The sequence below is a fragment of the Pseudomonas poae genome (assembly GCF_001439785.1).
GTDB classification, from domain to species: domain Bacteria; phylum Pseudomonadota; class Gammaproteobacteria; order Pseudomonadales; family Pseudomonadaceae; genus Aquipseudomonas; species Aquipseudomonas poae.
This window is the reverse complement of the sequence record NZ_JYLI01000022.1, coordinates 79,891-99,515: the sequence shown is the minus strand read 5'-3', so window position 1 is coordinate 99,515 and position 19,625 is coordinate 79,891. Positions and strand designations below refer to the sequence as shown.

At 59.8% G+C, this 19,625-nt stretch carries 18 protein-coding genes and 1 tRNA gene; 7 read left to right on the top strand and 12 right to left on the bottom strand.

The genetic code is table 11. The annotated features are described in order from the left end of the window. Positions 1-237: 237 nt before the first annotated feature. The 5 genes from TU75_RS22175 (at position 238) to TU75_RS22155 (ending at position 6,696) form a co-directional block, all read left to right on the top strand. Complete coding sequence (locus tag TU75_RS22175) at positions 238-1,389, top strand: efflux RND transporter periplasmic adaptor subunit (RefSeq protein ID WP_060550122.1); 1,152 nt, start codon at positions 238-240, stop codon at positions 1,387-1,389. Position 1,390: 1 nt separating this feature from the next. Next, positions 1,391-3,364, top strand: coding sequence for a MacB family efflux pump subunit (locus TU75_RS22170; protein WP_060550121.1), 1,974 nt, complete (start codon positions 1,391-1,393; stop codon positions 3,362-3,364). Next, on the top strand, positions 3,357-4,769 hold the full coding sequence (locus TU75_RS22165; RefSeq protein ID WP_060550120.1) for an efflux transporter outer membrane subunit: 1,413 nt from the start codon (positions 3,357-3,359) through the stop codon (positions 4,767-4,769). Before TU75_RS22170 ends, TU75_RS22165 begins: the two co-directional genes overlap by 8 nt. A gap of 107 nt (positions 4,770-4,876) precedes the next feature. Beyond that, the gene (locus tag TU75_RS22160; RefSeq protein WP_060550119.1) at positions 4,877-5,623 is read left to right on the top strand and encodes an alpha/beta hydrolase family protein; all 747 of its coding nucleotides are present in this window, start codon (positions 4,877-4,879) and stop codon (positions 5,621-5,623) included. A 209-nt stretch (positions 5,624-5,832) separates the two neighbouring features. Then, positions 5,833-6,696, top strand: coding sequence for a LysR family transcriptional regulator (locus tag TU75_RS22155; protein ID WP_003234237.1), 864 nt, complete (start codon positions 5,833-5,835; stop codon positions 6,694-6,696). A 13-nt stretch (positions 6,697-6,709) separates the two neighbouring features. Here TU75_RS22155 and TU75_RS22150 read toward each other — a convergent pair whose 3' ends face one another. Beyond that, complete coding sequence (locus TU75_RS22150) at positions 6,710-9,112, bottom strand: TonB-dependent receptor (RefSeq protein WP_060550118.1); 2,403 nt, start codon at positions 9,110-9,112, stop codon at positions 6,710-6,712. Positions 9,113-9,316: 204 nt separating this feature from the next. Between TU75_RS22150 and TU75_RS22145 the strand changes: the two genes are divergently transcribed. Further along, positions 9,317-9,745 carry a VirK family protein gene (locus TU75_RS22145; RefSeq protein ID WP_060550117.1) on the top strand — a complete coding sequence of 143 codons (429 nt, stop codon included), beginning with the start codon at positions 9,317-9,319 and terminating at the stop codon, positions 9,743-9,745. Positions 9,746-9,796: 51 nt separating this feature from the next. Here TU75_RS22145 and TU75_RS22140 read toward each other — a convergent pair whose 3' ends face one another. Both TU75_RS22140 and TU75_RS22135 read right to left on the bottom strand, forming a co-directional pair. Beyond that, entirely contained in the window at positions 9,797-10,108 is a 312-nt protein-coding gene (locus TU75_RS22140) for a cupin domain-containing protein (RefSeq protein WP_003234243.1), read from the bottom strand. A 369-nt stretch (positions 10,109-10,477) separates the two neighbouring features. Next, positions 10,478-10,990, bottom strand: coding sequence for a GNAT family N-acetyltransferase (locus tag TU75_RS22135; protein ID WP_060550116.1), 513 nt, complete (start codon positions 10,988-10,990; stop codon positions 10,478-10,480). Positions 10,991-11,192: 202 nt separating this feature from the next. Between TU75_RS22135 and TU75_RS22130 the strand changes: the two genes are divergently transcribed. Continuing rightward, positions 11,193-11,624, top strand: a complete 432-nt coding sequence (locus tag TU75_RS22130) for a hypothetical protein (RefSeq protein WP_060550115.1) — start codon at positions 11,193-11,195, stop codon at positions 11,622-11,624. Between the two features lie 482 nt (positions 11,625-12,106). Here TU75_RS22130 and TU75_RS22125 read toward each other — a convergent pair. From TU75_RS22125 to thrS, 9 genes are all read right to left on the bottom strand, one after another. Further along, positions 12,107-12,183 (bottom strand) — tRNA-Pro (locus tag TU75_RS22125). A 90-nt stretch (positions 12,184-12,273) separates the two neighbouring features. Continuing rightward, positions 12,274-12,630 carry a MerR family transcriptional regulator gene (locus TU75_RS22120; RefSeq protein WP_003174972.1) on the bottom strand — a complete coding sequence of 119 codons (357 nt, stop codon included), beginning with the start codon at positions 12,628-12,630 and terminating at the stop codon, positions 12,274-12,276. Further along, positions 12,611-12,913, bottom strand: a complete 303-nt coding sequence (gene ihfA / locus TU75_RS22115; RefSeq protein ID WP_002553164.1) for an integration host factor subunit alpha — start codon at positions 12,911-12,913, stop codon at positions 12,611-12,613. The genes TU75_RS22120 and ihfA overlap by 20 nt, the downstream gene beginning before the upstream one ends. 3 nt (positions 12,914-12,916) lie before the next feature. Continuing rightward, entirely contained in the window at positions 12,917-15,295 is a 2,379-nt protein-coding gene (gene pheT, locus TU75_RS22110) for a phenylalanine--tRNA ligase subunit beta (protein ID WP_060550114.1), read from the bottom strand. 26 nt (positions 15,296-15,321) lie between these two features. Beyond that, positions 15,322-16,338, bottom strand: coding sequence for a phenylalanine--tRNA ligase subunit alpha (gene pheS, locus TU75_RS22105; protein WP_003234250.1), 1,017 nt, complete (start codon positions 16,336-16,338; stop codon positions 15,322-15,324). A 109-nt stretch (positions 16,339-16,447) separates the two neighbouring features. Beyond that, positions 16,448-16,804: a 50S ribosomal protein L20 gene (gene rplT / locus TU75_RS22100; protein WP_003234252.1), complete on the bottom strand. Its 357-nt coding sequence runs from the start codon at positions 16,802-16,804 to the stop codon at positions 16,448-16,450. A gap of 29 nt (positions 16,805-16,833) precedes the next feature. Further along, complete coding sequence (rpmI, locus tag TU75_RS22095; protein WP_002553160.1) at positions 16,834-17,028, bottom strand: 50S ribosomal protein L35; 195 nt, start codon at positions 17,026-17,028, stop codon at positions 16,834-16,836. A 60-nt stretch (positions 17,029-17,088) separates the two neighbouring features. Continuing rightward, on the bottom strand, positions 17,089-17,640 hold the full coding sequence (gene infC / locus TU75_RS22090; protein WP_015884933.1) for a translation initiation factor IF-3: 552 nt from the start codon (positions 17,638-17,640) through the stop codon (positions 17,089-17,091). Then, on the bottom strand, positions 17,640-19,562 hold the full coding sequence (thrS, locus tag TU75_RS22085; protein ID WP_003234255.1) for a threonine--tRNA ligase: 1,923 nt from the start codon (positions 19,560-19,562) through the stop codon (positions 17,640-17,642). Before thrS ends, infC begins: the two co-directional genes overlap by 1 nt. Between the last annotated feature and the right edge of the window lie 63 nt (positions 19,563-19,625).

Below are 19,625 nucleotides of genomic sequence, written 5' to 3'. Positions count from 1 at the left end.
AAGGAAAGTATTAATATCGCGCATAAGAACGCCGGTTTGGTAGATGTGTTTGCTCGCACGAACATCATCAATCAAATCGGCGTTCTTGTTTCTGTGTTTCCCGGGATTCCGTGAAGAACCTTTTTTTATTCATCGGCGCTGTTACAGCCTGTGTAAGCGCCTAAATTTGCGCGCATTTTCCTCGTATATCAGTCAGCTCCCCGCGACTGCGGCCCACACCCAGGCTGGAACCCACGCATGAAACGCCCTCGCCTCGCCCGACGCGCCCTGCCTGCTGTGGCGTGCCTGACTGCGCTCATTGCGCTGATCACCTGGTACAACCTGCCGCCCAGCCGCGATGCGCTGACCACGGTCACCGTCACGCGCGGCAACATTGAAAACAGCGTGACCGCACTGGGCACTCTGCAACCGCGCCGATACGTGGATGTGGGTGCCCAGGCGTCGGGGCAGATCCGCGACATTCATGTCGAAGCCGGCGATCAGGTCAAGGCAGGCCAACTGCTGGTGGAGATCGACCCTTCCACACAAAAAGCCAAACTCGACGCCAGTCGCTACGCCATCGAAAACCTTAAGGCCCAATTGCAGGAACAACAGGCGCTGCACGCACTGGCGCGGCAGAAATTCCAACGTCAGCAGCGCCTGGCGGCGGGCAACGCGACGCGCGAAGAAGACGTGCAGGCCGCCAGGGCCGAGCTGAGCGCCACCCAGGCGCGCGTCGAGATGTTCCAGGCGCAGATCCGCCAGGCCCAGGCCAGCTTGCGCAGCGACGAAGCCGAACTGGGCTACACACGCATCTATGCGCCGATGAGCGGCACGGTGGTGGCGGTGGACGCCCGCGTCGGACAGACGCTCAACGCACAGCAGCAGACGCCGTTGATCCTGCGCATCGCCAGGCTGTCGCCGATGACGGTGTGGGCCGAGGTATCGGAAGCCGACATCGGCCACGTCAAACCGGGCATGACCGCCTACTTCACCACGCTCAGTGGCGGCAGCCGTCGCTGGACCAGCACCGTGCGGCAAATCCTGCCGATTCCGCCCAAGCCGCTGAACGAAACCAGCCAGGGCGGCGGCAGCCCCAGCAGCAACAAAAGCGGCAGCGGCCGCGTGGTGCTGTACACCGTGCTGCTGGACGTGGACAACACCGACAACGCCTTGATGGCCGACATGACCACCCAGGTATTTTTCGTTGCAGGGCAAGTCAAGGACGCCCTCACCGCGCCGGTCGCCGCCTTGCACGGCAGCTTGGCCCGCGTGGTCGCGCAGAACGGGCGCATCGAGGAGCGTCAGGTGCGCCTGGGCATCAGCGACCGGCTGCGGGTCGAGGTACTCGACGGCCTCAGCGAGGGCGATCACCTGTTGATCGGCCCGGTCGACGGCAGCGGAGGTTGAGGTGACCACGCCGCTGATCGAACTCAAAAACATCCGCAAATCCTACGGCGGCGGCGACAGCCCGCAGGTGGATGTGTTGCGCGGCATCGACCTGGCGATCCATGCTGGCGAATTCGTCGCCATCGTCGGCGCGTCCGGGTCCGGCAAGTCCACGCTGATGAACATCCTCGGCTGCCTCGACCGCCCGACCGTGGGCGACTACCTGTTCGCCGGGGAAAACGTCGCGCACCTGGACGGCGATGCACTGGCCTGGCTGCGCCGCGAAGCCTTTGGCTTCGTGTTCCAGGGTTACCACCTGATTCCCTCGGGCTCGGCCCAGGAAAACGTCGAGATGCCGGCGATCTACGCGGGCATCAGCGCCGCCGAACGTCATGCCCGCGCCAACGCCCTGCTCACCCGCCTGGGCCTGGCCGAACGCACCGCCAACCGCCCGCACCAGCTTTCCGGCGGCCAGCAGCAGCGGGTGTCCATTGCCAGAGCATTGATGAACGGCGGCCATATCATCCTTGCGGACGAACCCACCGGTGCCCTCGACAGCCACAGCGGCGCCGAGGTCATGACCCTGCTCGACGAACTGGCGAGCCAGGGCCACGTGGTGATTCTGATCACCCACGACCGCGAAGTCGCGGCGCGCGCCAACCGCATCATCGAGATTCGCGACGGCCTGATCATCAGCGATTCCGCCGACAGCGACAGGGGCGTGCCGGCGCCCGCCAACGGCAACGCCCTACAGGCCGTGGACCTGCGCCAGCGCCTGGTCGACGGCGCCGAACACAACGGTGCCTGGAAGGCCGAGCTGGTGGACGCCGTTCAAGCGGCGTGGCGCGTGATGTGGATCAATCGCTTCCGCACCGCGCTGACGTTGCTGGGCATCATCATCGGCGTGGCATCGGTGGTGGTGATGCTGGCGGTTGGCGAAGGCAGCAAGCGCCAGGTGATGGCGCAGATGGGCGCGTTCGGTTCCAACATCCTCTACCTCAGCGGCACCTCGCCCAACCCGCGCACGCCGCCGGGGGTGGTCAGCCTCAGTGACGTCGCGGCCCTGGCCACGCTGCCCCAGGTGCAACGCATCATGCCGGTCAATGGCAGCGAAGCGGGGGTGCGCTTTGGCAATGTCGACTACATGGCGTATGTGGGCGGCAATGACACCCACTTCCCCGACATCTTCAATTGGCCGGTGGTCGAGGGCAGCTATTTCAGCGAAGCCGACGAACGCAATGCCGCAACGGTGGCGGTGATCGGCCATCGCGTGCGCCAGAAGCTGCTCAAGGATGTCGCCAATCCAATCGGCCAGTACATCCTGATTGAGAACGTACCCTTCCAGGTGGTCGGGGTGCTGGCGGAAAAAGGCGCAAGCTCCGGCAACAAGGACAGCGACGACCGCATCGCCATCCCCTACACCGCCGCCAGCGTGCGCCTGTTCGGCAGCTACAACCCCGAATACGTGGTGATCGCCGCCGCCGATGCGCGCAAGGTGCAAGAGGCCGAGCAGGCCATCAATGAGCTGATGCTCAAGCTGCACAACGGCAAGCGCGACTTCGAGCTGACCAACAATGCGGCGATGATCCAGGCCGAGGCGCATACGCAAAACACCCTGTCGCTGATGCTGGGTGCGATTGCCGCGATTTCCCTGCTGGTGGGCGGGATCGGCGTGATGAACATCATGTTGATGACCGTGCGCGAACGCACCCGTGAGATCGGCATCCGCATGGCCACCGGAGCGCGTCAGCGCGACATTCTGCGCCAGTTTCTCACCGAGGCGGTGATGCTCTCGGTGGTGGGCGGCCTGTTCGGCATTGCCCTGGCATTGCTGGTGGGCGGCGTGCTGGTGCTGGCCAAGGTGGCGGTGCAGTTTTCGCTGCTGGCGGTGCTCGGCGCGTTTGGCTGTGCACTGGTCACCGGCGTGCTGTTCGGCTTTATGCCGGCGCGAAAAGCGGCCCGGCTCGATCCAGTCAAGGCGTTGACCCGTGAATAAATCTTCGTTTATCCCGCACCTGTCGGCACTCAGCCTGTGCCTGTTGCTGAGCGCCTGTGGCGGTAACCCGCCGATTGTCGACAGCGGCATTACCGCGCCGGCCGCGTGGCAATTCGCCGAGCGCGAGGCGGCCCAGTCGATCAACCAGCGTTGGTGGACACAATTTGGCAGTTCGCAGCTCGATCGGCTGATCGACCAGGCCCGACGCGACAGCTTCGATGTTGCCGCCGCCATGGCGCGCGTACGCCAAGCCCAGGCGAGCGCCGTGATCGCGGGTGCGCCACTGTTGCCCGACGTGAAATTCAACCTCGCCACCGGCCATCAGAAACTGCTGCGCGGCAAGGGCGGCCCCGACCTGGACGTCTCGCAGAACGATGATGCCGTCGACAATTTTGGCGCCAATTTCAGTGCCAGCTATGAGGTGGACTTCTGGGGTGGACGCGCCGCCGCGCGTGACAGCGCCCTGTATACGTTGCGCGCCAGTGAGTCCGACCGCGCCACCGTGGAGCTGACTCTGCTCGGCAACGTCGCCGACCGCTATGCACAAACCCTGGCGGCACACGAGCGAGTGCAGATTGCCGAGCTGAACCTGGCCAACGCACGCAACGTGCTCATGCTGGTGCAGACCCGTTACGACGCAGGCTCAGCCACGGCACTGGAACTGGCCCAGCAGAAAAGCCTGGTGGCCGGCCAGCAGCGCCAAGTGCCATTGATGCTGCAACTGGCCGAAGAATCCCGGATCAGCCTGGCCGCCCTGCTCGGCCAACCGGTGCAGGCGCTGGCGCTGGAGGCCGAACCGTTCCACACGCTGACGTGGCCGAGCATCGGCCCAGGCGTGCCCAGCCAACTGCTGAGCCGGCGCCCCGACCTGGCCAGGGCCGAGGCGCAACTGGCGGCCGCGCGGGCGGATGTCACCGTGGCCCGCGCTGCCATGCTGCCCGCCGTCACCCTGGGTGCCACGGTTGGCTCCGACGCCTACAAGGCCGCAGAGATCCTGCGCAGCCCCTACTACACGCTGACGGCCGGCCTGGTGGCGCCGATCTTCGACCATGGCCGTTTAAGCGCCGAGCGCGACAAGGCCAGCGCGCGCGAGGACGAATTGCTGCAAACCTACCGCGCCGCCATCCTCAACGGCTTTGCCGATGTGGAGAAATCCCTGAGCAGCATCACGCGCCTGGACCAGCAGCGCCAATGGCAAGACGAGGAACTGCAGCAAGCGCAGGCGGCATTGCGGATCGCCGAAAGCCGCTACCAGGCCGGCGCCGAAGACTGGCTGACGCTGCTTGCGGCCCAGCGCATCCTCTACGCTGCGCAGGACGCGAACGTGCAACTGCGGCTATCGCGCGTGCAAGCCAGCATCGCGCTGTTCAAGGCGTTGGGGGGCGGCTGGAACACCGACAGTTAATAAACGAAACTCCGCTTTCCCACACAGACTGTTTATTCACCCTACATTATCCAGACGAGGGTCCTTGGTAAAAAAGCCGCTATCTCACGGCTGACCGAACCCTCTCGATGAAACTCCGCGTTCTGGAAAAATACCTGACCGGCCTCGGCTGCTGGCTGGCAGCTCCGCTGCTGCTGGCCGAACCGTTGATCGCGCCGACCGCCATTGACTGGCTGCTGGACTGCCCCTTTTCCGGCGTTGTACCGCTGGACCCTGAGGTGGTAGCGCGTACCCAGTGCGGTCAGGTGAGCGTACCGCGAGACCATGCCGCTCCCGGGCGCGGTCGCGTGAGACTCACCCTGACCCGGGTGGGCGCCCGGGAACCGCTGAACCGCGAAGGCGTGGTGTTTATCCAGCCGGGCACGACCAGCGGCGTGCCTTTCGCGCTGCAATTGACCAGCCGCTGGGAATCCCTGGCAACGCCAGCGTATCGCACGCTGATTGACCGGTATGACGTAGTCGAACTGAGCCTGCGCGACCTGTCGCAGGACAACGCGGTCGAGCAGGCTGCGCAGGACATGGAGTATGTGCGCGGGCAACTGGGCGAGGCGCAGCTCAGCTTTGTGGGGAATGCCGATGCCACCCTGCTCGGCAGCCGCTACGGCTCGCTGTTTCCCGAGCGTGTCACGCGCATGGTGCTGGTGAACGCGAGCAAAGGCTCGCCGATGGCCACAGGGGTGGAGCAATTGCTGCTCAAGGATGCCTCCAGCGCCGACGCGAATGGCTGCGTGACTCGCTGGCTTGGCGACTTTCTCGCCTACGGCAAGCAGCCGCCTGCGTCCGCGCGCTGCCTGGACCGCGGGGCATGGGAGTAGCCCAATGCAACCGGCGTTCTGTGGCGAGCGGGCTTGCCCCGCGTTGGGGTGCGAAGCGCCCCCAATCAAGCAAAACGCGGCGTACCTGATAATGCTCGGAGCCTGGTTTTGGGGCTGCTGCGCAGCCCAACGCAGGACAAGCCTGCTCGCCACAGGGAATCTGCGCATGCATTCCACTACAATGCCCGGACTCAATCGCGAGGCATTTTATGGACATCGAACTGGCTCGCACCTTTCTTGAAATCATCCGCTGCGGCAGCCTGGCCGCGGCGGCCGAGAAGCTGCACGTCACCCAGACCGCCATTACCGCGCGGGTCAAGAGTCTCGAGAGCCAGCTGGGCAGCACGCTGTTCATCCGTAACCGCGCCGGTGCGCGGTTGACCGCTGATGGTGAGGCCTTCGTGGTGTATGCCAACCAGTTGCTGCAGACCTGGGAGGCCGCGCGTCGCGACCTGCCATTGCCCGAAGGCTATCGCAACATGCTGCACATCGGCGGTGAGGTCAGCCTGTGCAACCCGCTGATGCTCGGCTGGGCCCAGGCTCTGCGCGAACACATCCCCGGGCACGCGCTGCGCACGGAAATCGGCGAAGGTGAGTACCTGCTGCGCCAACTGGAATTGGGCGTGCTCGACGCGGCGCTGGTGTTTCAGCCGCAGTACTGGCCGGGGTTGCAGGTGGAGCAGGTGCTCGAAGAAAAACTGATTCTGGTGCAATTGGTAAGCAAGCCGGCGCCCTATGTGTATATCGATTGGGGACCGGGGTTTCGCCAGCAACATGACGCCGCCCTCCCAGACAAGGCCCGCGCGGCGTTGAGTTTCAATGTGGGGCCGCTGGCCTTGCAGTACATTCTGGAGAATGGCGGCGCGGGGTATTTCCGCACGCGCGTGGTGCAGAGCTACCTCGACAGCGGCGTGATGCAGCGTGTGCCCAAGGCGCCGGAGTTCAGCTTTCCGACCTACCTGGTGTACGCGCGGGCGCGAGACTCGGCCGTGCTGCAGCAGGCGCTGGCACTGCTGCGCGAGGTGGTCAGGGCAGAGAGTGACTGGTCACAGCGTTGGGATCCGCTGATCTGAGTCCCGTATCAACTCAGAAATCGACCGTGGCCGACAGCAGATAGGTGCGCGGCGTCGAGAGGGTCAGGCCTGGCTCGCTGTCATCCGAAGCACCGGCCGAACTCCAGTAGCGTTTGTCGGCCACATTCTCCACGTTGGCGCGCAGGGTGATGTGCTTGTCGTCCAGCTTGAAGGCGTAGCGCGCGCCGACGTCAATGCGATTCCAGGCCTCGATCTGCTTGACGTTGGCCTGGTCCAGGTACTGGGAGCTGGAATAGATACCACGGCTGGTCAGGGTCAGGCCTTCGAGGGTCGGCACATCCCACTCGGCGCCCAGATTGACGTTGTACTTGGGCGTTGCCGGCGCGCGGTTGCCGTCGAAAGTGCCGTTGGTGGTGTGAGTCAATTCGCTGTCGATGTACATCACGCCGCCGAGCAAACGGAACCCCTTGAACGGCTCGCCGAACAGGCTCAGCTCAACCCCATCGTTCTGACGCTTGCCATTGGGACCGAACAACCGCGAGCCGGCATTGGTTTCGTAGGCCGGCTGTTTGATGCGGAACACCGCAGCAGTCACCGCGAAAGCTCCGGCGTCGTATTTGGCGCCCACCTCGACCTGACGGCTGATAAAGGGCGGGAAGATTTCATCTTCGTTGATCGAGGTGGACGGGGCGATCTTGCCCTGGCTCAAGCCTTCCATGTAGTTGGCGTACAGCGAGAGCGTGTCAGTGGCCTTGAACAGCACGCCGCCCGAGGGTGAAATCTTTTCTTCGCCGTAAGCGGTGGCGCCTTTGACGTTGTCGGTCCAATCGTCCACCTTCACGCGCTGCCAGCGTGCGCCCAGGGTCAGCAGCAGGCGGTCATCGAAAAAGCCCAGGGTGTCGGACAGCGCCAGGCCGCTGAACGTGTTTTCGGTGTACACCTTGGGATCAAAACGCGTCGGCCGCGAAGGCGTCGGGGTTTGCACGGGGTTATAGAGATTGCTCGGCGCCGCCGCGTACCGCGCGCCGCCGTTTTCAAAGTCCATGTAGAAGTAGCTGGCCGCGAGGTTGACCTCATGGCTCACCGGCCCGCTGTGAAACCAGCTGCGCACGCCGGCGGTGGCGGTGCGCACATTTTCGTCACGGGTGAAATCACGCGGCTGCACGCTGAAATCGCCGGCGTTGTTGCTGACCGACACCGCATGGCGCAGGAAGTCGTGGTTACTCTTGCGCGCGCCCACGCCGCCGTACAGCATCACATTATCGCTGAGGTCGAACTCGCCATTGAACGTGCCGAACGTGTCGTTGGTGCTGGCCTTGCTCCAGGACTGCGCGTAGTTGCGGCGCACATCGCTGGCGCTGGGCACCCTGGCATTGGCGGCCACCTGCACACGCTCCTGGGGCGCGTCGGTGTCCCGCTCGGTGCGGCCGATGTCTGTGGAGAGACGCAGGCGCTCACCGCGAAAATCCAGACCCAGCACGGCCATCTCGCGGTCGACGCTCTGGTGATCCCACTCGGTATCGCCGGCCTGCTTCACGCCGTTGAAACGAATGCCGAACTTATTGTCCTCGCCAAACCGGCGACCAACATCCACCGCCCCGCCCGCCTGGCTGCCGGAGGCCCAGGTGCCGGTAAACGAATTGATATCCTTGTCGGTCGCCCGCTTGGGCACCACGTTGATGCCGCCGCCCACGCTGCCACGCGGGGAGATGCCGTTGATCAACTGGCTCGGGCCCTTAAGGATGTCGACGCGGTCGGCCATTTCCATGTCAATCGTATACGTCGGCAATACGCCGTACAGGCCGTTGTAGGAAACGTCACTGTTGAACAGGCTGAAACCGCGAATGGTGAACTGCTCGTACCGCCCGCCGGCCGGGTTGGTGGTGCGCACAGAAGGGTCGCTGGCGATCAGGTCGCCCAGCGTGCGGGCCTGTTGGTTCTTGACCGCCTCCTGGGTGTAGGTGGTCATGCTGAAGGGCGTTTCCATGAAGTCCCGTGCGCCCAGCAGGCCCTGCGAGCCACGGCGCGCAACCTGCCCACCGGCATAGGCATCACCGCCCGCCAGGTCGGTGGTGGCGAGGATCGACGTCGGCGCCAGTTGCAGACTGCTGCCTTCGGGCACCGGCACCAGCATGAACGCCTGCTCGCCCACCGGCTGCAATTGCAGGCCGGAGCCTTGCAACAGGCGAGCAAAGCCCTCCTCCACACCATATTCGCCCGTTAAACCACTGCTGCTGCGACCGCTGACCAGCGCCGGATCCACCGACAGATTGACATCGGACAGGCCGGCAAATCGGGTCAGCGCGGTGCTCAGGCTACCGGCAGGGATCTGGTAGCTGCGGCGTGTGGTGTCTTCGGCGTAGCTGAGTGAGACGAACAGCGGGCTGGCGCTGAGGCTCAGCATCAGGCTCAAGCGGAGCAAAGGGCGCAAGCGCAGGGGCAGAACGGCGGACATGGGAAAGGCTCTCGATTTTGTTCACTTACCGGGTATGACAGGTGAGGTGAAAAAAAGGGACAGAGGCATGCGCAATACAGAGAGTCCATCGAAAACAGCGGCTGGAGAGCGTTCGGTTGAATAGGTCGTCACATTGCAATGTTCATAAACACGGGTAGACGTTACGGGTAACCTGCTCCCACCATGACCCTTACTGGAGACGCTATGAACAAGTCCTGCCTTTTTATGCTCGCCTTGTCACTCCCCGCCATGAGCTGGGCCAGCGATGCCTTACCCGACTTGCCTGCAGTGACACAGTCTTTATTGGCCGGAAAGTCCGTCTCCGTGGTGCTTGACCTGGGCCTCTGCAAGCCGGGATCGAGCAACGTTGAGCCCACCAAAACCCGCGGTGGGCTGCGTATTGATGCCTTTCGCGTGACCGAGGACGGCACCCTGGCATTCGCCGACGATCATTTCAGTGTGAGCCGTGAAGGCAAGCCTATTAATCAGTTTTTGCGCTATCGGGTGCACCCGGATGGCAATGCCGAGTTCAGCATGACGATATTCTCGGTTCCCGATTACCGACAGATTGATAAAACACTCACTTATCAATGCGGTATTGGTAAGGGTTTGAGTTTTTTTGCGGGCAGTTGAGTTCAGGAAGGTTGGGAGTGCGCTGGAGACATCGGGCCAGCCCGCTCTCAATCAAACGCTCCCCTCGCGCTCAATGACGAGTATTCGAGCTTCGCCGAGAGGGTGAGCAACGTGCTCACAACCGATACCCGCAAAAAACACATCCCCCGCCGACAGCACAACAATGTGTTCAATACCTAGATCGCGATAGTGCATTTCGACGACGCCGTCCAGGACCGCAAATACTTCCTCGCCATCGTTCACATGCCACTTGTAGGGCTGATCCGTCCAATGAAGACGCACTGTCGTGCCGTGCATGTTTGCAATATCCAGTGCACCCCATGCGCGAGCAGCGGTGAACTCTTTACTCCGGATTACCTTCACTCGTTTTCTCCCTGGTGGCTGAGTTGAAGTTGCCTATCACGCATTCTTTGGTTTGAAGAGACCGTAGCATTTCCGGTTTCGAAATCTCTGAAAGAGTAACTTTGTCAACATTCATCGTCGGTGCTGAAAACTAGCGCTTCAGAGCATCGCATTGAGCACGTAGATCCCTGTCGAAGATCTAGTTGCAGCTACCGTTGCCTTCTGGTCCGAGTCTGCAATGCTGTCGCAGCCGGCAAAAGCATGGGCACTAATCATCATCAGCAGTACAAAAATCACTCTCATCGCTTTCTTCCTCGTTTATCCGGGAAGCTGCCCAGTATTTTCGACACTTTGAGCGCGCTGTGCAGATGGCTGTGAATTCCCTCGCGATTAGGTTGACCTGCCTCGCAGCGCCTTAAACATCAGGCTTGGCGCTTTACCAGGGACATCATCCAGTTGCCCAAAGGGTTGCATGCCAATCTTCTCTAATACCCGTATAGAGGCTTTATGATCTGGCCTGACTAGACCGTAAACTTCGGGCAAACATAGCTTTTCAAATGCGTATGTCAACGCATCTCTTCCTAGCTGGGTTGCATAGCCCTGACCCCAAGCCTCGACAGCGAAGCGATAACCCAGGTTGACACGCTGTTCAGCCAAGTAATCGTGGGCGGAAATGCCACCAAACCCTATAACGCACTCCGGAGCATCACTTCTTGCGATAGCCCACGCACCGTATAAATGCTTTTCCCAATGCTCGATCCAGCGACTCAATAAGCCCTGCGCTTCGACAAGGTCACGCATGGGCCCTGCGGGGTTGAAAAGATTGGTTTTTGGATCGCTATAAATAGCGAAAAGCCGTTGTGCATCAAAGGGTTGGGGCATTCTATAGATCAGGCGGTCCATTATGCTGAAACTCTCCCATACCGAACAAAATCTCCGCAGTATTTATACACGAGAGCGGCTTCAGGGAGAGAAAATCACCCTGGCGGCAAACCGCCATCAACCTCCGCATGTCGCTCACTCTTCTGTTTGGAGGCAATATAAGATTGAGGCTTTGGCGCTAACTGTCCGCACCATCATTCGGCTTTAAAAAGGGTCACAGGGAATGAGATCAGCAGAAAAGAATATTTCACAGCCCACTCGGATACCTATGGCAGCAATAGGTATCGCGCTGAGCCCAGCCGTTGCCGCCTTAATATCTCCAAAAAATGAGTATTTCTTAGCCAATTTTGCGGGCTACTGGTTACCACAAGCGATAGTTCTTTGCGTAGCTCTTCTTTGCAAAGCACCACAAGGGATGCTGAGCGGAATCGCCGCAGCAATGGCGCTGTACTTGTACCTTTTTGACATATGGGTCACAGAGTCTATGGGTTGGCTGCTTTACTTCTTCAGCTTCCCAGGCGTTCTAATCGGAGCGTTACTCGCTATTTTCTTTACTCCTTCACGAAAGCCGTTCGAGGCACCGAAAGCTTTTGGCTTCGTTGCTCTAGGCATAGCGTTGAATCTGGCGCCCTTCTGGTTCAAGATTTTTTTCTGAGGTTTACGAACACAAGATGCAAAAAGCCACGCGCGGGGCTGCCAGATCTGACGTCGACTTTCTCAGAAGCCCGCTACTTCAAAGTCTCATAAAAAACCCGTAATTGGCGCCATGCTGAAAAGCGACCCTGGCTGAAAAGCGTGCCTATGATATGGATGCTTGAGGAAAAGAAGACGAGCCGCAAGCTCTGCCCAACATTCTGGGAAGAGCAAGCTCTGCTGTTCACGAAGTTACCCAATCACGTGCAACAAGCGTGACGGGGAAAGATGGAAAAACATCATTGGGGCATAAGAACGGCAGTATTACGAACCACTATTCTGCCTCGAATTTTCTGCACTTGATTGAGACTGTCAACAAAGTTTCGGCAACTCTAGCGGACCAGCGCTGACCATCTCGAGAAGGAAAGCGGATGCCCCCCCGCAAAAGTCCCTGCGCATGAAAAAGCCGAACTGGTTAGAGTTCGGCTAAGTCATTGAAAAATATGGTCGGGACGGAGTGATTCGAACACTCGACCCCTAGCACCCCATGCTAGTGCGCTACCGGACTGCGCTACGCCCCGACTAGGCGTGTTACTGGGTTCGCTTCGCAAGGAAGCGATCAGGAATATACCGCAAGCTTTTGAAATGTGGAAGTATTTTAAAAGCCCAATTCATTTTTTCAACACCACCAGGACATCTTCGAGTTCGGAGATCATCTGGCGGATCAGTTGCTTGTATTGGGTGGTGTCGTCTTTGGCTTCATCACCGGACATGCGCTGACGCGCGCCGCTGATGGTGAACCCCTGGTCGTACAGCAACGCGCGGATCTGTCGGATCATCAGCACGTCCTGGCGCTGATAATACCGACGGTTCCCGGTGCGTTTGACGGGGTTGAGCTGAGGGAACTCCTGCTCCCAATAGCGCAGCACGTGCGGTTTGACCGCACAGAGCTCGCTGACTTCACCAATGGTGAAGTAGCGTTTGCCTGGGATGACGGGTAGCTCGTCGTTATGACTTGGTTCCAGCATAAGCCTCAACTCGGGCCTTCAACTTCTGCCCTGGACGAAAGGTGACCACACGGCGGGCCGTGATCGGGATTTCTTCTCCCGTTTTTGGATTGCGGCCAGGACGCTGGCGTTTGTCCCGCAGGTCAAAATTGCCGAAACCGGACAATTTGACCTGTTCGTTGTCTTCAAGAGCGTGCCTGATTTCTTCAAAAAACAGCTCGACCAATTCCTTGGCTTCGCGCTTGTTCAGACCCAGCTCTTCGTACAGACGTTCCGCCATCTCAGCTTTCGTCAAAGCCCCCATACGTCACTTCCTTAACGTGGCGTTTAACCTTTGTTCAAGCGAGGTGAGGATATTTTGTGTCGTGGTATTCACCTCATCGTCGTTAAGAGTGCGCGATGGATGCTGCCAGGTCAAGCCGACGGCGAGGCTTTTTCTATGCGGATCAATGCCTTTACCCTGATAGACGTCAAATAGCCTGAGGTCTGTCAGCCATTCCCCTGCATTTTCACGAATTACGTCCAGAACGGCAGTGGCGGCAACCTCACGATCAGCAATCAAGGCCAGGTCGCGACGCACTTCAGGAAAGCGTGACAGCTCGCTGAATTTCGGCATTTTGCCCGAAGCGACTTCCGCCAGAACCAGTTCAAAAACGAAGACCGCACGGTCCAGGCCCAGGCTTTTCGACAGCTCGGGGTGAATCGCACCCACAAAACCCACCAGACGACCGTCACGCTCAATGCGTGCTGTCTGGCCCGGGTGCAACGCAGGATGGCTGCCCGGCACAAATGTAAAGGCATCCAATGCACCGGCAAAGCCCAGCACCGCTTCGACGTCAGCCTTGACGTCGAAGAAATCCACCGGATCGCGACCCTGAGCCCAGCCTTCCGGCAAACGGCTGCCGCAGACCACGCCGGCCAGCATTGGCTCTTGCTTCAGGTCGCCCAACTGACCGACAAATCGCAGGCCGCTTTCGAACATGCGCACGCGGTCTTGCTGGCGATTCAGGTTGTGGGAAAGCGCTTTGACCAGACCTGGCCATAGCGATGAACGCATGGCCGCCATGTCATTGGAGATCGGGTTAGCCAGCAGCAGCGGCTCGACGCCAGGGTTGAACAGCTCGAACTGCTTGGGATCGATGAAACTGTAGGTCACCGCCTCTTGATAGCCACGCGCTACCAGCAGCCGACGCAGTTCAGGCAAGTGTGCACGCGCCTCGGCTTTGGGTTGCGGGGCCAGGCGCGCCTGTGGATAACGAACCGGCAGGCGGTTGTAGCCGTACAGGCGAGCCAGTTCTTCGATCAAGTCGACTTCGAGGCTGATATCGAAGCGATGGCTTGGCACAGTAACGTGCCACTGCCCTTCCCCGCCGGCCGAAATGCCCAGACCCAGGGCCGACAGCAATTGCTCGATCTCAACGGGTGCGATCACCAGGCCAAGCATTTGCTCGACACTTTTGGCACGCAGGGTAACAGGCGCAACGGACGGCAGGTGCTGCTCGCTGACCACTTCGGTGATCGGGCCGGCTTCGCCGCCGGTGATGTCCAGCAGCAGGCCAGTGGCCCGCTCCATGGCTTCACGGGCCAGCTGCCAGTCCACGCCACGCTCGTAACGGTGCGAGGCGTCGGTGTGCAGGCCGTAGGAACGGGCCTTGCCGGCGATGGCGATCTGATCGAAAAACGCGCTTTCGAGGAACACATCGCGGGTGGTTGCGGATACACCGCTGTGCTCGCCCCCCATTACACCGGCAATCGCCAGCGCACGGGAATGGTCGGCGATTACCAGGGTATCGGCACGCAGGCTGACTTCCTGGCCATCGAGCAACACCAGCTTTTCGCCTTCTTCGGCCATACGCACGCGGATGCCGCCGTTGATTTCGGCAAGATCGAAGGCGTGCAGTGGCTGGCCCAGCTCCAGCATCACGTAGTTGGTGATGTCGACGGCGGCGTCGATGCTGCGTACGTCGGCGCGACGCAGGCGCTCGACCATCCACAGCGGAGTTGGCCTGGACAGGTCGACGTTACGGATAACGCGACCCAGGTAACGCGGGCAGGCATTGGGGGCCAGCACTTCGACCGGACGCACTTCGTCATGCACGGCTGGCACGGCGGTGACTACCGGGCGGGTAACCGGGACGTTGTACAGCGCACCCACTTCACGGGCCAGACCCGCCAGGGACAGGCAGTCGCCACGGTTCGGGGTCAGGTCGACCTCGATGCTGGCGTCTTCCAACTCCAGATAAACGCGAACGTCCTGACCCACGGGCGCATCCGCCGGCAGCTCCATCAGGCCATCATTGCCTTCACCGATTTGCAGCTCGGCCTGTGAGCACAGCATGCCGTTGGATTCGACACCGCGCAGCTTGGCCTTCTTGATCTTGAAATCGCCCGGCAGCTCGGCACCGATCATGGCAAACGGAATCTTCAGGCCCGGACGCACGTTGGGCGCTCCGCACACTACCTGAAAAGTCTCCGCGCCATTGCTGACCTGGCATACACGCAATTTGTCGGCGTCCGGATGCTGTTCGGTGCTCAGCACCTCACCCACCACCACGCCGCTGAAAACACCGGCGGCCGGCGTTACGCTATCGACCTCAAGACCGGCCATTGACAGGCGAGCAACCAGCTCGTCGCGATCTACCTGCGGGCTTACCCAGCCACGCAGCCATTGTTCACTGAATTTCATCCTGCTCTCCTAAAGATTCGTTACGACTAGCGAAATTGCGCGAGGAACCGCAAGTCGTTGTCGAAGAACAGACGCAAGTCGTTCACGCCGTAACGCAGCATGGCCAGACGCTCAACGCCCATGCCGAAGGCAAAGCCCGAGAATTCTTCCGGGTCGATCCCGGACATGCGCAGCACGTTGGGGTGAACCATGCCGCAGCCCATCACTTCCAGCCAACCAGTCTGCTTGCAGACACGGCAGCCTTTGCCGCTGCACATCACACATTCCATATCGACTTCAGCGGAAGGCTCGGTGAACGGGAAGAAGGATGGACGGAAACGCACGGCCAGCTCTTTCTCGAAGAACACCCGCAGGAATTCTTCGATGGTGCCCTTGAGGTCGGCGAAGTTGATGTCGCGATCAACCAGCAAGCCTTCGACCTGGTGGAACATCGGCGAGTGGGTGATATCGGAGTCGCTGCGGTACACGCGGCCGGGGCAAACGATGCGGATTGGCGGCTTGTTCGCTTCCATGGTGCGGACCTGTACCGGCGAGGTATGGGTGCGCAACAGCATGTTGGCATTGAAATAGAAGGTGTCGTGCATCGACCGGGCCGGGTGATGGCCTGGGATGTTGAGCGCCTCGAAGTTGTGATAGTCGTCTTCGACCTCAGGGCCTTCAGCGATGCCGTAGCCGATATGGGTGAAGAATTGTTCGATACGTTCCAGAGTCCGGGTGATCGGATGCAGACCGCCCGACGCCTGGCCACGGCCAGGCAAGGTCACGTCAATGGACTCGGCCGCGAGCTTGGCCGCAAGATCGGCCTCCTCGAGCGACGCCTTGCGCGCATTGAGAACCTCGGTGACGCGCTCCTTGGCAACGTTGATCAGCGCACCGACTTGCGGACGCTCCTCTGCCGGTAAATTCCCCAGGGTCTTCATCACCTGAGTCAATTCACCCTTTTTGCCAAGGTAGTGAACCCGGATTTGCTCCAGGGCATTGATATCTTCAGCGCTATGCACAGCCTCAAGAGCTTGGGCAACGAGCGCGTCCAGGTTTTCCATGTACAGACTCCAGATACAAAATAGGGGAAGAGCTTGAAGGCTCTTCCCCTATTTATGACGTTTACCACCCTGGGCTGCAGGAGCATCCCAGGGTGACTGTCGGGGGTACTTAAGCCAAGGTGGCTTTAGCTTTCTCGACAATCGCAGCAAACACCGCTTTTTCGTTCACGGCCAGTTCAGCCAGAACCTTACGGTCGATTTCGATGGACGCTTTTTTCAGGCCAGCGATGAAACGGCTGTAGGACAGACCGTTAACACGAGCACCAGCATTGATACGAGCGATCCACAGAGCGCGGAACTGACGTTTTTTCTGACGACGGTCGCGGTAGGCGTATTGGCCTGCCTTGATTACCGCTTGCTTGGCAACACGGAATACGCGTGAACGCGCGCCGTAGTAGCCTTTAGCAAGTTTCAGAATTTTTTTGTGACGCTTACGGGCCATGACGCCACGCTTAACACGAGCCATGAGTTACTTCCTCTATTCTTGATCCAAAATTAACGAAGGCGCAGCATGCGCTCGACTTTTGCCACGTCAGACGGATGCAGCAAGCTGCTACCGCGCAGTTGACGCTTACGCTTGGTCGACATTTTGGTCAGAATGTGGCTCTTGAAAGCGTGCTTGTGCTTGATACCGTTAGCGGTTTTCAGAAACCGCTTAGCAGCACCACTTTTAGTCTTCATCTTTGGCATGTTCGGATACTCCGCATTCAGTTGATAAACATAATCAGAAGGCCTGCCGTGCCCTGTTGATTACTTCTTCTTTTTCGGGGCGATGACCATGATCAGCTGGCGTCCTTCCATCTTAGGATGCTGTTCGACCGAACCGTACTCGAGCAGGTCAGCTTCAACCCGCTTGAGGAGTTCCATCCCCAGCTCCTGGTGGGCCATCTCACGGCCGCGGAATCGCAAGGATACCTTGGCCCTGTCCCCATCACTCAGGAAACGTACCAGGTTGCGCAGTTTTACCTGGTAATCCCCTTCCTCCGTCCCTGGACGAAACTTGATTTCTTTTACTTGAATCTGCTTCTGGTTCTTCTTCGCCGCGGCAACCTGCTTCTTCTTCTCGAAGATCGACTTGCCGTAGTCCATCACCCGACATACGGGTGGGATTGCATCGGCGGAGATTTCCACCAGGTCCAATTTGGACTCTTCTGCAATACGAAGCGCTTCATCAATCGAGACGATGCCAATCTGCTCGCCGTCAGCGCCAATTAACCGAACCTCGCGTGCCGAGATATTCTCGTTGATCGGGGCTTTCGGTGCAGCTCGTTTATCTTGTCTCATTTCACGCTTAATAATAATTACTCCGAATCTGGGCGACCACGCCGGGAAACCGCTTGCGCGAGGAACTCAGCGAACTGGGCGACGGGCATCGAGCCCAGGTCAGCACCTTCACGAGTACGCACAGCGACAGTCTGCATCTCGACTTCCCTATCTCCGATAACCAAAAGATAGGGAACCTTGAGCAAGGTATGCTCGCGGATTTTAAAGCCGATCTTTTCATTTCTCAAGTCGGACTTGGCACGAAATCCGCTTTCGTTGAGAGTTTTTTCAACCTCAGCGGCAAAATCTGCCTGTTTATCAGTGATATTCATGATCACTGCCTGGGTCGGAGCCAACCACGCGGGGAATGCGCCCTCGTAGTGCTCGATCAGGATACCGACGAACCGCTCGAACGAGCCGAGGATCGCCCGGTGCAGCATAACCGGGTGTTTACGGCTGTTGTCTTCGGAGACGTATTCGGCTCCCAGACGGATCGGCAGGTTAAAATCGAGCTGCAGGGTACCACACTGCCAGACGCGGCCAAGGCAATCTTTCAGCGAGAACTCGATCTTCGGACCGTAGAACGCACCCTCCCCTGGCTGCAGGTCGTACGCAAGGCCCGCACTGTCGAGTGCTGCGGCGAGTGCCGATTCGGCGCGATCCCACAGCTCATCGGAGCCGACGCGTTTTTCCGGACGAGTGGACAGCTTCATTTCGACTTCGGTAAAGCCGAAATCGCGATACACGTCCATGGTCAGCTTGATAAAGGCAGCGGATTCGGCCTGCATCTGTTCTTCGGTGCAGAAGATGTGCGCGTCGTCCTGCGTAAAGCCGCGTACGCGCATGATGCCGTGCAGCGCACCCGATGGCTCGTTACGGTGGCATGCACCGAATTCGGCCAGACGCAGCGGCAGCTCGCGGTAGCTCTTCAGGCCCTGATTGAACACCTGCACATGGCACGGGCAGTTCATCGGCTTGATGGCGTAGTCGCGGTTTTCCGACTGCGTGGTGAACATGTTGTCGCCGTAGTTGGCCCAGTGCCCGGATTTTTCCCAAAGGCTGCGATCAACGACCTGTGGCGTCTTGATCTCCAGGTAACCGTTGTCGCGCTGAACCTTGCGCATGTACTGTTCGAGCACCTGGTACAGGGTCCAGCCGTTCGGGTGCCAGAACACCATGCCCGGCGCTTCTTCCTGCAGGTGAAACAGGTTCAGGCGTTTGCCGATCTTGCGATGATCACGCTTCTCGGCTTCCTCAATCCGCTGGATGTAGGCGGCCAGCTGCTTCTTGTCGGCCCAGGCCGTGCCGTAGATCCGTTGCAGCTGCTCATTTTTCGCGTCGCCACGCCAGTAGGCGCCGGACAGCTTGGTCAACTTGAACGACTTGAGAAAGCGCGTGTTCGGCACGTGCGGGCCACGGCACATGTCGACGTATTCTTCGTGGTAGTACAGGCCCATGGCCTGCTCGTCCGGCATGTCTTCGACCAGACGCAGCTTGTAGTCTTCGCCGCGAGCGGTAAACACATCGATCACTTCGGCGCGCGGCGTGACCTTTTTGATCACGTCATAGTCCTTTTCGATCAGCGCGTGCATGCGCTGCTCGATGGCCGCCAGGTCATCCGGCGTGAAAGGACGCTCGTAGGCGATGTCGTAATAAAAGCCTTCATCGATGACCGGGCCGATCACCATTTTCGCGGTCGGGTACAGTTGCTTGACCGCATGGCCAATCAAATGCGCGCAAGAGTGGCGAATGATCTCAAGCCCCTCCTGGTCCTTGGGCGTGATGATCTGCAGGCTCGCGTCGCCAGTGATCAGGTCACTGGCGTCCACGAGTTTGCCGTCGACCCTGCCGGCCACGGTGGCCTTGGCCAGACCCGCGCCAATGGATGCGGCGACTTCGGCTACGGAAACCGAATGATCGAATGAACGTTGACTGCCGTCGGGTAGAGTAATAGTTGGCATGGCGCCTCCTCTCCTAGTGGTGACCCCTACCAAAGGTCACGTGGGTTGGGATGAGCCAGTACA

Excerpts from the sequence above, each read along its gene's own strand:
- TU75_RS22175 (WP_060550122.1), top strand. The coding sequence starts at position 238 with ATGAAACGCCCTCGCCTCGCCCGACGCGCCCTGCCTGCTGTGGCGTGC.
- TU75_RS22160 (WP_060550119.1), top strand. The coding sequence starts at position 4,877 with ATGAAACTCCGCGTTCTGGAAAAATACCTGACCGGCCTCGGCTGCTGG.
- TU75_RS22155 (WP_003234237.1), top strand. The coding sequence starts at position 5,833 with ATGGACATCGAACTGGCTCGCACCTTTCTTGAAATCATCCGCTGCGGC.
- TU75_RS22150 (WP_060550118.1), bottom strand. The coding sequence starts at position 9,112 with ATGTCCGCCGTTCTGCCCCTGCGCTTGCGCCCTTTGCTCCGCTTGAGC.
- TU75_RS22145 (WP_060550117.1), top strand. The coding sequence starts at position 9,317 with ATGAACAAGTCCTGCCTTTTTATGCTCGCCTTGTCACTCCCCGCCATG.
- TU75_RS22135 (WP_060550116.1), bottom strand. The coding sequence starts at position 10,990 with ATGGACCGCCTGATCTATAGAATGCCCCAACCCTTTGATGCACAACGG.
- TU75_RS22130 (WP_060550115.1), top strand. The coding sequence starts at position 11,193 with ATGAGATCAGCAGAAAAGAATATTTCACAGCCCACTCGGATACCTATG.
- TU75_RS22120 (WP_003174972.1), bottom strand. The coding sequence starts at position 12,630 with ATGCTGGAACCAAGTCATAACGACGAGCTACCCGTCATCCCAGGCAAA.
- ihfA (WP_002553164.1), bottom strand. The coding sequence starts at position 12,913 with ATGGGGGCTTTGACGAAAGCTGAGATGGCGGAACGTCTGTACGAAGAG.
- pheT (WP_060550114.1), bottom strand. The coding sequence starts at position 15,295 with ATGAAATTCAGTGAACAATGGCTGCGTGGCTGGGTAAGCCCGCAGGTA.
- pheS (WP_003234250.1), bottom strand. The coding sequence starts at position 16,338 with ATGGAAAACCTGGACGCGCTCGTTGCCCAAGCTCTTGAGGCTGTGCAT.
- rplT (WP_003234252.1), bottom strand. The coding sequence starts at position 16,804 with ATGGCTCGTGTTAAGCGTGGCGTCATGGCCCGTAAGCGTCACAAAAAA.
- rpmI (WP_002553160.1), bottom strand. The coding sequence starts at position 17,028 with ATGCCAAAGATGAAGACTAAAAGTGGTGCTGCTAAGCGGTTTCTGAAA.
- thrS (WP_003234255.1), bottom strand. The coding sequence starts at position 19,562 with ATGCCAACTATTACTCTACCCGACGGCAGTCAACGTTCATTCGATCAT.